Below are 13,531 nucleotides of genomic sequence, written 5' to 3'. Positions count from 1 at the left end.
TCATTGGAACTGACTGATTGGACGTGCCTTCGTGCTCGATGTCCGCCGCCTGCGCCTGCTGGCCGAGCTCTCGGTCCACGGCACCCTGGCCGCGGTCGCCGAGACCCTGCACCAGAGCCCCTCGTCGGTCTCGCAGCAGCTCACCCAGCTCGAGCGCGAGGTCGGCACCGAGCTGCTGCGCAAGGCCGGGCGACGGGTCGAGCTGACCGCCGCCGCGCAGGTGCTGGTCGAGCACACCCAGCGGATCCTGACCGAGCTCGAAGAGGCCGAGGCGGCGGTCGCCGCCCTGAGCGACGACGTCTCCGGCGCCGTCCACATCGCCGCGTTCCAGTCCGCGGCCCTGGCCTTCATGCCGCAGCTGCTGACCCGGTTGGCGGCCGAGCACCCCCGGCTGCGGGTGACGATGTCGCAGCGGCTGCCCGAGGAGGCACTGCTCGAGGCCCGCACCAGCGCGCTGGACCTCGTGATCGCCCAGCAGTACCCGCACCACCCCGCCCCGCTCCACGCCGGGCTCGACCGCACCCCCCTGACCACGGACCGCCTCCGGCTCGCGGTGCCGGCCTCAGGGGATCGCTGGGACCGGATCGTGTCGTTGGCCGATGCCGCCGACGCCCCCTGGGTGATGGAGCCCCGCCCGGCCGGATCCCGGGTCTGGGCCGAGCACCTGTGCCGCGGGGTCGGGTTCGAGCCCGACGTACGGTTCGAGACCGATGACCTCGAGGCCCACCTCGCCCTGGTCGAGACCGGCAACGCCGTGGTGATCGTGCCCGAGCTGATGATCGTGCGGCGTCAGCCGAACGTCCGCTGGGTCGACCTCCCCGGCAACCCCCGCCGCGAGGTCTTCACCTCCACCCGCGCCGCCATCGCCGACGCTCCGCCCATCCGCGCCTGCCGCTCCGCCCTCGCCGACATCGTCCCCGCGGACCTGAGCCTCGACTAACGCCGACTTGAGGGTTCCTACCGCCGAGTTGAGGGTTCTGGGCGCCGAGTTGCGGGTTTTGGTGGGTCGAATCCCGCCTTCTCGGGCATCGAGATGTACATCGTCTCCGACTGCTCCGCGTCAGCGACCCAGTCCACACCCGCATGGGTCTGTTGTGAGCCTCCACGCTGACCCAGAACCCGCGACTCGGCCGCCAAAACCCGCAACTCGGCTGCAGGAACCCTCAACTCGGCGCCCTGAACCCTCAAGTCGGCGAAGGGGTCGATCTCAGGAGAAGAGGAGGTGGCCGTCGGCGTGGAAGTTGCCGGGGGCCATCCGGCGGGTGTCGAGGAAGTAGTTCTGCTTCGCCTCGTAGGCGCCGGAGCCCTGGAGCGGCATCTGGGCGGCACCGCGGAGCAGGTAGCCGGACTTCATGTCCATCAGCGGCCGGGATCCGGGGACGTCGGGCTCGGCCACCCGGACGACCCGGTGGCCGTGCCTGTCCATGTCGCCCAGCAGCCCCGCGACCCAGGCCGAGACGAGGTCGGCCTTGAGTGTCCAGGAGGCGTTGATGTAGCCGATGGTGAAGGCGAAGTTCGGGATCTGGGTGAGCATCGCGCCGAGGTACGTCGTGGTCTGGCCGGGGTCGACCTCCACCCCGTCGACGGTCATCGTGGCGCCACCGAAGATCTGGATGTTCAGCCCGGTCGCGCTGACGACGATGTCGGCCTCGAGGGTGTCCCCGGACTCGAGCTCGATCCCTTTCGCGGTGAAGGTCGCGATCCGGTCGGTGACGATCGTGGCCTTCTCGTTGCGGATCACCTTCCACAGGTCACCGTCGGGGACGGCGCACAGCCGCTGGTCCCACGGGTCGTACGGCGGGTTGAGGTGGGTGTCGACGAACGCCTCGGCCTCCTCCGCGGTGAAGCCGGTGCTCCCCTCGCGGGCGGTGAGCTGGGCGATCTGACCGTCGCGGATCAGCTTGCGGGCGAGCTTCGGCGCCCGCTGGGCGAAGAGGTACAGCCCCAGGCTCAGGCCGAGGTTCTCCCAGCGCAGCGCCTCGTGCAGCGCCTTGCCGCGCGCCTTCCTGAACGGCAGCAGGCCGGTCAGGGGGAACTTGCTCGCGCCGCCGGCGAGCGGGTCCTTGCCCGGTCGGGACACGATGTACGACGGCGTGCGCTGCAGCATCGTCACGTGCGCGGCCCCGGTGTTGGCCATCGCCGGGACCAGCGTCACCGCGGTCGCTCCGGAGCCGATGATGACGACCTTCTTGCCGGTGTAGTCGAGGTCCTCGGGCCAGTGCTGCGGGTGCAGGAAGGTGCCCTCGAAGTCGGCCAGCCCCGGGAACTCCGGCTGGAAGCCGGCCGCGTAGTCGTAGTAGCCCGTGCAGTTCCACAGGAACCGTGCCGTGATCTCGGAGGCCACCCCGTTGATCTCGACCGCGACGGTCCACAGCTCGGCGTTGCTGTCCCAGGAGGCCGAGGTGACCCGGTGGCCGTAGCGGATCAGGCGGTCCACGCCCTCCTCCGCCGCGACCGTGGTCAGGTAGTCCTTGATCAGCGGGCCGTCGGCCAGCGTCGTCGCCGACTGCCACGGACGCCACTTGAACGCGAACGTGAACATGTCCGAGTCCGACCGGATCCCCGGGTAGCGGAACAGGTCCCAGGTGCCACCCAACGACTCGCGCGCCTCGAGGATCGCGATCGACCGGTTGGGCTGGGCGCGGAGCAGGTTCGCCGCTGCGTCGATGCCGGAGAGACCGGCACCGATGATCAGGACGTCAACGTGGGGAGCACCGTCAGGCTGCGTCATGAAGGGCAGGTTACCCCTCGGTAACCCGCTGCACAGCCGCTCCTGAGGCGATCAGCGCCTCGGCGTCGGAGATCCCCCAGGCCGCCAGCGCGTCCCGGGTGTGCTCGCCCGGACCCGCGGCGGGCGGCGTGGTCAGCGTCGGCACCGTGCGCGAGAACCGAGGGGCCGGAGCGGGCTGGACGACACCGTCGACCTCGACGTACGTGCCGCGCGCGACCAGGTGCGGGTGCTGCGCCGCCTCGGGGAGGGTGAGGACGGGAGCGACGCAGGCGTCGGTGCCCTCGAAGATCTCGGCCCACTCCGCCATCGTCTTGGTCTTGAACGTCGCGGTCAGGGTGGCGCGCAGCTCGTCGAGCCGGTCGAACTCGAACTGACCGGGCAGGTCGAGCTCGAGCAGCCGGCCGAGCTCGGCGTAGAACTGCGACTCCAGCGCCCCGACCGAGACGTGCCGACCGTCGGCGCACTCGTAGACGTCGTAGTACGGCGTGCCGCCGTCGAGCAGACCGCCGACGCGCTTGTCCCTGGGAAGGATCCCCATGTCCTGGTGGGCGACCGACATCGCACCGAGGTGGGCGACACCGTCCACGATCGCGGCGTCGACGACCTGGCCCTGGCCGGAGACCTTCGCCTCGAGCAGCGCCGCCAGGACACCGATGACGAGGTAGGCCGAGCCGCCGCCGAAGTCGCCGGCGAGGTTGAGCGGGAAGTGCGGGCGGGACTCGTCCTGGCCGAGGTTGAAGAGCGCACCGGCGATCGAGATGTAGTTCATGTCGTGCCCCGCGGCCTGCGCGAGCGGACCGTCCTGGCCCCACCCGGTCATCCGGCCGTAGACCAGGCGCGGGTTGCGGGCGAAGCAGTCCTCGGGACCGAGGCCGAGCCGTTCGGTCACCCCCGGGCGCATGCCCTCGATCAGGACGTCGGCGCCCTCGACCAGGCGCAGCACCGTCTCGACGGCCTCCGGGTTCTTCAGGTCGAGCGCGACACTCGGGCGACCCCGGTTGGTCAGGTCCTGCGCGCCGCCGCTGCCGAGCCCGCCCGGCTTCGGGCGCTCGACCCGGATCACGTCCGCGCCGAGGTCGGCCAGGATCGTGCAGGCGTGCGGCCCCGGGCCGATCCCGGCGATCTCGACGACCTTGACCCCACGCAGCGGGCCCGTGCCCTGTCCCAGAACGATGCTCATGGGGCCAGATCCTGCCAGCACCACTGTCACCTTCGACAGGGTTCTCATGAACGATCGCTAAGGCGACGGGGGTTGCAACTAGTTGCATAGCCGGGCAGGATGCGCCGCATGGCCCTCGACCACGCGCTCCTCGTCGCCCTGAGCGAGCAACCCGCCGCCGGGCTCGATCTGGCCAAGCGCTTCGAGCGGTCGATCGGCTTCTTCTGGAGCGCCACCCACCAGCAGATCTACCGCGTGCTGGGGCGGATGGAGTCCGACGGCTGGGTCGTGGCCGAGACGGTCAGCCAGACCGACCGCCCCGACAAGCGGGTCTACTCCGTGACCCCCTTCGGCACCGACGTCCTCGCGGCCTGGCTCGCCACCCCGAACGACCTCGAGCCGGTCCGGAGCAGCCTGACGGTCAAGATGCGCGCGGCGTCGTACGGCGACAGGGCGGTGCTCCTGGAGAACGTCCGGGCCACCCGGGCCGATCACGAGGTGCGCCGCGACCACTTCCGGCACCTGCTCACCCGCGACTACCCCGACCCGAGCGTGCTCACCGACCAAGCGCTCGACCACTACCTCGTCCTGCAGGGAGGGATCCGGCTGGAGGAGTTCTGGATCGCCTTCCTCACCGACTACCTGGAGGCCCACCGATGACCGAGACGATGACCGACGCGACCTACCCGCACCTGCTCGCCCCGATCACCCTGGGTGAGGGCGAGGGTGCGGTCACCCTGCGCAACCGGGTGGTGATGGGCTCCATGCACACCGGCCTGGAGGACGGCCGGCACCTGCAGTCGAAGCTGACCGCGTACTTCGCCGAGCGCGCCCGCGGCGGCACCGGGCTGATCATCACCGGCGGCTACGCGCCGAACAAGCGCGGCTGGCTCAAGCCGTTCGCCTCGGAGATGTCGAACCGACTGCACGCCGCACGGCACCGCGACACCACCGCGGCCGTGCACGCGGAGGGCGGGGCGATCGCCCTGCAGGTGCTGCACGCCGGGCGCTACGGCTACTCCCCGTTCAGCGTCGGGGCGAGCACCGCCAAGAGTCCGATCACGCCGTTCAAGCCGACCGCGCTGTCGACCAAGGCGGTCGACCAGACCGCGTCCGACTTCGCCCGCAGCGTCGAGCTGGCCGCCAAGGCCGGCTACGACGCGGTCGAGATCATGGGCTCCGAGGGCTACCTGATCAACCAGTTCCTCGCCGAGCGCACCAACGAGCGCACCGACAAGTGGGGCGGATCGGCCTACAACCGGATGCAGTTCCCGCTCGAGATCATCCGGCGCTCCCGCGAGCTGGTCGGTGCCGGCTTCCCGATCATCTACCGGATCTCCCTGCTCGACCTGGTCGAGAACGGCCAGAGCTGGGAGGAGATCCTCGACCTCGCCGCCGCCCTGGAGGAGGCCGGCGTGACGGTGTTCAACACCGGCATCGGCTGGCACGAGGCCCGCGTGCCCACGATCATCACCCAGGTCCCCCAGGGTGCCTGGGTCGACGTCACCGCCCGACTGAAGGAAGCGGTCTCGATCCCGGTCTGCGCCTCGAACCGGATCAACACCCCCGAGCTGGCCGAGCAGATCCTGGCCGACGGACACGCCGACCTGGTCTCGATGGCACGCCCCCTCCTCGCCGACCCGGCGTTCGTGAACAAGGCGGCCGCGGGTCGCGCCGACGAGATCAACACCTGCATCGCCTGCAACCAGGCCTGCCTCGACCACGCCTTCAGCAACAAGCGCGCCTCCTGCCTGGTCAACCCCCGCGCCGCGCACGAGACCGAGCTGGTGCTCTCCCCGATCCGCACCGCGAAGAAGCTCGCCGTCGTCGGCGCCGGTCCCGCCGGCCTGGCCACCGCGGTCGCCGCCGCCGAGCGCGGGATCACGGTGACGCTCTTCGAGCAGGGCTCCGCGATCGGCGGCCAGTTCCGCTACGCGATGGAGGTGCCCGGCAAGGAGGACTTCCGCGAGACGCTGCGCTACTTCACCCGTCGGCTGGAGATCCTCGGCATCGACGTCCGGCTCTGCACCACCGCCACCGCGGGCGACCTGGCGGCGTTCGACGACGTCGTGCTCGCGACCGGCGTCACCCCGCGGATCCCGCAGATCCCCGGAGTCATCGACGGCCTCGCCGACGGCACCGTGGTGACCTACGCCGACGTCCTGTCCGGCCGCAGCATCCCCGGCCGCCGGGTCGCGGTGATCGGCGCCGGCGGGATCGGGGTCGACGTCTCGGTCGCCCTCACCCACACCCCGGAGACGACCGCCGAGTGGAAGGCGCGCTGGGGCGTCGGCGACCCCGAGACCGACCGCGCCGGCCTCACCACGCCGGTGCCGCGGGTGCCGGCCCGCGAGGTCACGCTGCTGCAGCGCAAGACCACGCCGATCGGCCTCGGGCTGGGCAAGACCTCCGGGTGGGCCCATCGGGCCGTCCTGAAGCAGGAGCGCGTCCGGATGATCTCCGGGGCGACGTACGACGCCATCGAGGCGACCGAGGACGGGGTCACGTTGCGGGTCACGGTCGACGGTGAGCCGCAGGAGCTGGCGGTCGACACGATCGTGCTGTGCGCCGGCCAGGAGTCGGTGCGCGGCCTGCTCGAGGACCTCGGGACCGCCGGCATCGACGCGACCGTCATCGGCGGTGCCGACGTCGCGGCCGAGCTCGACGCCAAGCGCGCGATCCACCAGGGCACCACCCTGGCGGCCTCGCTCTAGGACTCAGCGGCGGCGCGTCGGTCGCGGATCAGGTCGCGGTAGGCGGCGAAGGAGTCCTTCGGCGTCCGCTTCCCGGTCTCGCGATCGACGTGCACCAGGCCGTACGGCGCCGTCCACCCGTTCGACCACTCCCAGGCGTCCAGCAGGGTCCAGAGGTAGAACCCGCGGACGTCGACCCCCCGCTCGATCGCCTCGGCGACGGCGTCGAGGTGCGACGCGAGGTAGTCGATCCGCTCCGGGTCGTGCACGACACCGTCCTCACCCGGCTGCTCGGCCCAGGACGATCCGACCTCGGTGATCACCAGCGGCGGCAGCGCCGCCCGGAACCGGGCCCGGGTCAGGATCAACCACTCGCGCAGAGCTCCCGGGGCGACCGCCCAGCCGCTCGCCGTCCGTTCGTGGCCGAGGACCTCGACGAACCGGAACGGCAGGTCGGCATCCTCGTCGCTGGCCGCGACCCGGATCGGGCTGTAGTAGCTGATCCCGTAGAAGTCGAGCGGCTGACGGATCACCGCCATGTCGCCCTCCTGCACCGCCTCCTCGAGCAACGGCGCCAGGTCCTGCGGGTAGCGGCCGAGCAGCATCGGCTCCATGAAGGAGCCGTTCCAGAGGGCGTCGAAGAGCTTGGTCGCACCGACGTCGGCGGGATCCTCGCTGGCCGGCCACATCGGCGAGTGGTTGTTGGCCGAGCCGATGCTCCGCGCACCCGCGGCCCGGAGGGCGGCGACGGCTCGACCGTGGCCGAGCAGCAGGTGGTGCACCACCGGGACGACGTCGAAGTGGAGCCGCTTTCCGGGGGCGTGCACCCCCAACGCGTAGCCGAGCATCGCGATCACGTTGGGCTCGCTGATCGGCACCCACTGACCGACCCGGTCGGCAAGGCGCTCACCGACCACGGCGGCGTACTCGCCCAGGGCGTCGGCCGTCGCCCGGTTCTGCCAGCCGCCGTCGTCCTCGAGCGCCTGCGGCAGATCCCCGTGGTAGAGCGTCACCATCGGGTCGATGCCGGCCTCGAGCAGCTGGTCGACGAGGCGGTCGTAGTGGTCGAGGCCCGCCCGGTTGACCCGACCGCGCCCCTCCGGCAGCACCCGCGACCACCCGATCGAGAACCGGTAGGAGTCCACCCCGAGGTCGCGCAGCAGCGCCACGTCCTCGTCGACGTGGCGGTAGTGGTCGACCCCGATCCCCGGACGGCTGCCGTCCTTGATCGTGGCGTGGAGATCGGCGAACGACTCCCAGATCGACGGACCCCGTCCGTCGACGTCGGAGGCACCCTCGACCTGGACGGCCGAGCTGCTGACTCCGAACACAAAATCTTGCGGCAGGGCGAGGCCCTGGGGACTTCTCGCACCCGGCACGCGACAATTGTGGACGTGGCTGTCGACATTCGCCGGAGTTCGGCTCGATTCATGCAGAAGGTCCCTGGGCGGGCGACCTGGCACTCGCTCTCGTTCGGGGAGTTCTACGACCCCGAACGGACCCGGATCGGGTCGATGGTCTGCCACGACGAGCACCTGCTCGCCGAGGGCCAGGGCTTCGACGAGCACAGCCACGACGGGGTCGACATCGTCAGCGTGGTGATCACCGGTGCCGTCCAGCACACCGACTCCACCGGATCCTCGGCGATCCTCGAGGCCGGCGAGATCGGCTGGCTGCACGCGGGCGACGGCGTCCGGCACAGTGAGGTTGCGGTAGCCCCGCAGACGCGGTTCATCCAGGTCTGGCTGCAGGCGGACGACGCCGACGGCACGCCGCTGTGGCAGCGGGTCACCGGCAGCGAGCTGACCGTTCCGGGCGGCACCCTCCGGGTGGTCCGTCTGGCCGCCGGCGAGCTCTACGACCTGCCCGTCGTGTCCGACCAGGAACAGGTCCACCTCTTCATCGCCACCGGCGCCCTGACCCGGAACTCGATGGCCGAACCGCTCGCTGCCGGCGACGCGATGATCCTCGACAGCGCGGGCGCCCAGGCGGCCACGAGCATCCAGGCGGCGGTCCCGACGACCGCGCTGGTCTGGACCGTTCGGGCCGAAACAGGGGTCCCGGGCTAAGGATTGGGCATAACGGCCCACTCCGCACCCCAGGGTCCCTAGGCTTCCGGACGTGGTGAGGACCGAGGGAACAATGACATTGCCGCGCCCGAGCTCGCTCTACGACGGGCCCTTCGCGGAGGCATGGGGGGAGGTCCGGACGGGACGACTGCGGCGTGCCGCGTCGCTGCTGGCGGCGACCGACCCCGCCACGCTCGCGCCGGCCGACCTGGCGAAGCTGAACGCGTTGCTGCTGCTCTGCCGTCTCGGCCTGGGCGACCTCACCTCCGCGGCGATCACCGGCGACGAGATGAACGTCTTCCTCGACGAGTCGTACGGCGGCCCCGAAGCGACCACCATCGCGCTGATCTCGCACGGCGAGCTCACCACCGCGCTCGGCCACCACGAGGCGGCGCTGGCCCACTTCCGTGCGGCCGGCGCCCACGCGGCTGCCGACGACCCTGACCTGATGCCCTGGCGCGCCGGGGCCGTGATGGCGCTGGTCCGCACCGGCCGCCGGGCCGAGGCGATCGTGCTGGCCCGCGAGCTGATCGCCGTCGCGGAGGACTCCACCGACCCGCACCTGCTGGCGATCGCGCTGCGCACCCTGGCGACCGCCGACCCGGCCGTGGACACCTTCACGATGCTGCGCCGTGCCCGCGGTCTGGCGGTGCACAGCAACGACCTGCGCCTGGTGGCCCAGATCAGCACCGACCTGGCCGGACTGCTGCTCCTGACCCAGCTCCCGGCCGGTTCACCGGAGGCCGCGACGGACCCGCGTGAGCTGTTGCGGGAGGCCGAGCAGTTCGCCTCGAGCGAGGGTCTGTGGCCGTTGCACGCCCGGATCACCCGGCTGCTCGACCGCGCCGGGGAGCGCCCCGAGCCGCTGAGCGGCGACGCGTTCGCCGCCCTGACCAACGCCGAGCAGCGGGTCGCCCGTCTGGCCGCGCAGGGCCTGACCAACCGCCAGATCGCCGAGCAGCTGACCGTGACGGTCAAGGGCGTGGAGTGGCACCTGTCGCGGGTCTACCGCAAGCTCGGCATCGAGTCGCGGGCCGGGCTCACCCGGCTCGGCGAGCGCGCGCCGGCCGTCTCTCGACTCGCGTAAATAGGAGCGGGCCCCTGTCTGCATGGGGTCAGACGAGGGGCCCTGTCGGCTGTGGAGTGCTCCCTCCTCAAGTCGACGGCACAACCTTACACATGCCAGCACAACCCCCGCCACCAGGGGCCGGACGAGTCTGTCGCCAGAGTGGCGTCGTGGTGGCAGGCTGGCCCCATGGCTGGCATCGACCTCGTCAGGACCGGACTCTTCATCAACGGCGAATGGCGTGAAGCCACCGGCGGCGAGACCTTCGCGGTGCTCGATCCGGCCGACGGCTCCGTGCTCGCGCGAGTGAGTGACGGCACCATCCACGATGCTGTCGACGCCCTCGACGCGGCCGCCGCCGTCCAGGCCGACTGGGCCGCGACCGCTCCGCGGGAGCGCGGGGAGATCCTGCGTCGCGCCTTCGAGCTGATCAACGCCCGGGCCGACGACCTCGCCGAGCTGATGAGCCTGGAGATGGGCAAGACCGTCGCCGAGGCGAAGGGCGAGGTCGCCTACGGCAACGAGTTCTTCCGCTGGTTCAGCGAGGAGGCCGTGCGGATCCACGGCCGCTGGATGAACGCTCCGGCCGGCACGTCGCGGCTGCTCACCATCCGCAAGCCCGTCGGGCCGTGCTACTTCGTCACGCCGTGGAACTTCCCGCTCGCGATGGGCACCCGCAAGATCGGTCCGGCGATCGCCGCCGGCTGCACGATGGTGGTCAAGCCCGCCGAGCTGACGCCCCTCACGATGCTCGCCCTGGCCGACGTCCTCACCGAGGCCGGGTTGCCTGCCGGCGTGCTCAACGTGGTGCCGACCTCGTCCTCGGCGACGCAGTCGAAGACCCTGATGGCCGACGACCGGCTGCGGAAGCTCTCCTTCACCGGCTCGACCCCGGTCGGGAAGCTGCTGGTCAGGCAGAGCGCCGACCAGCTGCAGCGGGTCTCGATGGAGCTCGGCGGCAACGCGCCCTTCATCGTCTTCGACGACGCCGACATCGATGCCGCAGTCGACGGGGCGATGATCGCGAAGATGCGGAACATGGGCGAGGCCTGCACCGCCGCCAACCGGTTCCTGGTGCACGCCGACGTGGCGGCCGAGTTCGGCGAGAAGCTGGCGGCCCGGATGGGCGCGCTGACGGTCGGTCGCGGCCAGGACGCCGGCGTCGACGTCGGTCCGCTGATCGAGGAGAAGGCGGTCGAGTCCGTCCACCAGCTCGTCACCGACGCGATCCACGACGGCGCACGGGTGCTGACCGGCGGTTCGGCGCCCGACGGTCCGGGGTTCTTCTACTCCCCCACCGTGCTGGCCGACGTGCATCCCGAGTCCGAGATCAACGGTCAGGAGATCTTCGGGCCAGTCGCACCGATCAGCGCGTTCACCGACGAGGCCGAGGCGATCCGACGCGCCAACGCCACCGAGTACGGCCTCGCGGCCTACGTCTACACCCGCGACCTGGCCCGCACGATCCGGCTGGCCGAAGCGCTCGAGTACGGCATGGTCGGGGTCAACACCGGGCTGATCTCCAACCCCGCCGCCCCCTTCGGCGGCATGAAGCAGTCCGGCTTCGGGCGCGAGGGCGGGTTCGAGGGCATCGAGGAGTATCTGGAGACGACGTACGTCGCGATCCCGGCGGGCTGAACCGTAGGCGGAGCGTCCGCCGCGTTGTCGGCCCTCGACGGCCCGCTTCGCTCGAAGGCCGCCTTCGGACCTCCGCCTTGCGACCACACTCGCCCACGGTCCATCCCACTCGGGACGAGACGAGACTCAGCTCTTGTGGCGCGGCTTCTTGCGAGGCGCGTCGTCGAAGTCGCGCGGGGCGCGGTCGGATCGGCTGCCACGGTTGTTGCGGTCGTAGCTGCCGCCCTCACGACGGACCGGGCCGCCCTTGTCGACCTGGAGCTCGATCAGCTTGCCGCTGATCCGGGTGTTCTCCAGCGCGGACCAGGTCTCGGGGGCGAGGTCGGCCGGCAGCTCGACGAGGGAGAAGTCGGGGCGGATCGAGATGTTCCCGAAGTCGCCGCGACGCAGGCCGCCCTCGTTCGCGATGGCACCGACGATCTGGCGCGGCTCGACCTTGTGCCGCTTGCCCACGTTGATCCGGTACGTCGCCAGCGGCTGGTCGGTCTGGCGCGAGTTGCTCGAGACGCGCGGCTCACGGCCCCGGCCGGCACCGCGGTCGTTGCGGTCACCGTCGCGGTCGTCGCGACGCTCGCGCTGCGGGCGGACCGGCTGGGCACGCTCCTCGAGCAGCAGCGGCTCGTCACCGTGCAGGAGTGAGGCCAGCGCGGCGGCGACCTCGAGCTCCGGGACGTCGAACTCGTCGACGTAGTGCCGCACCACGTCGCGGAAGAAGGCGATCTTGTCGCCCTCGGTCAGCGCGGTGGTGATGCCCTCGTCGAACCGGCTGAGCCGGGTCGCGTTGACCTCGTCGACCGAGGGGAGCTGCATCTCAGCCGGGGAGGCCTTGGTGTGCTTCTCGATCGCCTTGAGCAGCCAGCGCTCGCGCGGGGTCACGAACGAGATCGCGTCACCGCTGCGGCCGGCGCGGCCGGTGCGGCCGATCCGGTGGACGTAGGACTCCACGTCGGTGGGCAGGTCGTAGTTGACGACGTGCGAGATCCGCTCGACGTCGAGACCACGGGCCGCGACGTCGGTCGCGACCAGGATGTCGAGGGTGCCGTCCTTGAGCTGGTTGACGGTCTTCTCGCGCTGGTTCTGCGCGATGTCACCGTTGATCGCAGCGGCGGCGTACCCGCGGGCCCGCAGCTTCTCGGCGAGGGTGTCGGTCTCGGCCTTGGTCCGGGCGAAGACGATCATGCCCTCGAAGTTCTCCACCTCGAGGATGCGGGTGAGCGCGTCCAGCTTCTGCGGGTAGGAGACCATCAGGTAGCGCTGGGTGATGTTCGTCGCGGTGGCGGTCTTGGACTTGACCTGGACCTCGGCGGGGTTGCGCAGGTACTGGCCGGTGAGCGCCTTGATCTGGCGCGGCATCGTCGCGGAGAAGAGCGCGACCTGCTTGTCGACCGGCGTGGTGGCGAGGATCGTCTCGATGTCCTCGGCGAAGCCCATGGAGAGCATCTCGTCGGCCTCGTCGAGGACGAGGAAGCGCAGCTCGGACAGGTCGAGCGTGCCCTTGTCGAGGTGGTCCATGATCCGACCCGGGGTGCCGACGACGACGTGCACGCCGCGACGCAGAGCGGTCAGCTGCGGGCCGTAGGCCGAGCCGCCGTAGATCGGGAGGACGCGGATGTTCGGCAGCTGGGCGGCGTACTTCTCGAACGCCTCACAGACCTGGATCGCCAGCTCGCGCGTGGGAGCGAGGACGAGCGCCTGCGGCCGCTTGGTGTCGTAGGGGTCGATGTTCGACAGCACCGGCAGCGCGAACGCCGCGGTCTTGCCGGTACCGGTCTGAGCGAGACCGACCACGTCGCGGCCCTCGACCAGCAGCGGAATGGTGGCCGCCTGGATCGGGCTCGGCGTCTCGTAGCCGACCTCCCGCAGCGCGGCGAGCACGCCCTCGGAGAGGCCGAGGTCGTTGAACGTGGGCTGGTCAGCCGCGGGGGAAGTCTTCTCACTCACCCGTCCACGGTAGTGCGATTGTGATCGTTCCGGTCATTCGAGAGCGCGGTGGGCTTGATCACGCACGCTCACGTGGTGCGCCGGTGGAGTGTTTGCCGCCGATTGACCCTCCAGGTGGGGAACTAGGTCCCAAGCCACTCGGAAAGATTGCGGCCCAGTGGGGAATCGGCTACATTGGTGAACACAAGGTGAACAGGAGGTGGACAACCATGAACGACAAGCAGCTCACCTGCC

General features: G+C 70.7%; 10 protein-coding genes. 6 read left to right on the top strand and 4 right to left on the bottom strand.

Annotated elements, in window-relative coordinates; all coding sequences use genetic code 11:
- The first annotated feature begins 31 nt into the window (after positions 1-31).
- The gene (locus tag ACZ5J1_RS17925) at positions 32-940 is read left to right on the top strand and encodes a LysR family transcriptional regulator (RefSeq protein ID WP_464560989.1); all 909 of its coding nucleotides are present in this window, start codon (positions 32-34) and stop codon (positions 938-940) included.
- Between the two features lie 267 nt (positions 941-1,207).
- Here the strand turns inward: ACZ5J1_RS17925 and ACZ5J1_RS17920 are convergent, their stop codons facing one another.
- Together ACZ5J1_RS17920 and ACZ5J1_RS17915 are read right to left on the bottom strand one after the other, a co-directional pair.
- Positions 1,208-2,731, bottom strand: a complete 1,524-nt coding sequence (locus ACZ5J1_RS17920) for a flavin-containing monooxygenase (protein ID WP_464560988.1) — start codon at positions 2,729-2,731, stop codon at positions 1,208-1,210.
- A 10-nt stretch (positions 2,732-2,741) separates the two neighbouring features.
- Positions 2,742-3,911 (bottom strand): CaiB/BaiF CoA transferase family protein, encoded by a 1,170-nt coding sequence (locus ACZ5J1_RS17915; protein ID WP_464560987.1) that lies wholly within the window; start codon positions 3,909-3,911, stop codon positions 2,742-2,744.
- A 108-nt stretch (positions 3,912-4,019) separates the two neighbouring features.
- Here ACZ5J1_RS17915 and ACZ5J1_RS17910 point away from each other — a divergent pair, with 108 nt between their 5' ends.
- Together ACZ5J1_RS17910 and ACZ5J1_RS17905 are read left to right on the top strand one after the other, a co-directional pair.
- On the top strand, positions 4,020-4,550 hold the full coding sequence (locus ACZ5J1_RS17910) for a PadR family transcriptional regulator (protein ID WP_464560986.1): 531 nt from the start codon (positions 4,020-4,022) through the stop codon (positions 4,548-4,550).
- Positions 4,547-6,604, top strand: a complete 2,058-nt coding sequence (locus tag ACZ5J1_RS17905; RefSeq protein ID WP_464560984.1) for an oxidoreductase — start codon at positions 4,547-4,549, stop codon at positions 6,602-6,604. The genes ACZ5J1_RS17910 and ACZ5J1_RS17905 overlap by 4 nt, the downstream gene beginning before the upstream one ends.
- On the opposite strand, the gene ACZ5J1_RS17900 is transcribed toward ACZ5J1_RS17905, so the two are convergent.
- Positions 6,601-7,914 (bottom strand): glycoside hydrolase family 1 protein, encoded by a 1,314-nt coding sequence (locus tag ACZ5J1_RS17900; protein ID WP_464560983.1) that lies wholly within the window; start codon positions 7,912-7,914, stop codon positions 6,601-6,603. The two genes, ACZ5J1_RS17905 and ACZ5J1_RS17900, sit on opposite strands and share 4 nt — an antisense overlap.
- Positions 7,915-8,013: 99 nt before the next feature.
- Here ACZ5J1_RS17900 and ACZ5J1_RS17895 point away from each other — a divergent pair, with 99 nt between their 5' ends.
- The 3 genes from ACZ5J1_RS17895 (at position 8,014) to ACZ5J1_RS17885 (ending at position 11,356) form a co-directional block, all read left to right on the top strand.
- Complete coding sequence (locus tag ACZ5J1_RS17895; protein ID WP_464560981.1) at positions 8,014-8,652, top strand: pirin family protein; 639 nt, start codon at positions 8,014-8,016, stop codon at positions 8,650-8,652.
- Positions 8,653-8,725: 73 nt separating this feature from the next.
- Entirely contained in the window at positions 8,726-9,739 is a 1,014-nt protein-coding gene (locus ACZ5J1_RS17890; RefSeq protein ID WP_464560980.1) for a helix-turn-helix transcriptional regulator, read from the top strand.
- Between the two features lie 168 nt (positions 9,740-9,907).
- Positions 9,908-11,356, top strand: a complete 1,449-nt coding sequence (locus ACZ5J1_RS17885) for an NAD-dependent succinate-semialdehyde dehydrogenase (protein ID WP_464560978.1) — start codon at positions 9,908-9,910, stop codon at positions 11,354-11,356.
- 126 nt (positions 11,357-11,482) lie between these two features.
- On the opposite strand, the gene ACZ5J1_RS17880 is transcribed toward ACZ5J1_RS17885, so the two are convergent.
- Positions 11,483-13,297, bottom strand: coding sequence for a DEAD/DEAH box helicase (locus ACZ5J1_RS17880; RefSeq protein WP_464560976.1), 1,815 nt, complete (start codon positions 13,295-13,297; stop codon positions 11,483-11,485).
- Positions 13,298-13,531: the final 234 nt, after the last annotated feature.

Source organism: Nocardioides sp. JCM 18999 (assembly GCF_055391175.1).
The sequence above is the reverse complement of the archived record's forward strand: the minus strand, read 5'-3'. Positions and strand labels throughout refer to the sequence as shown.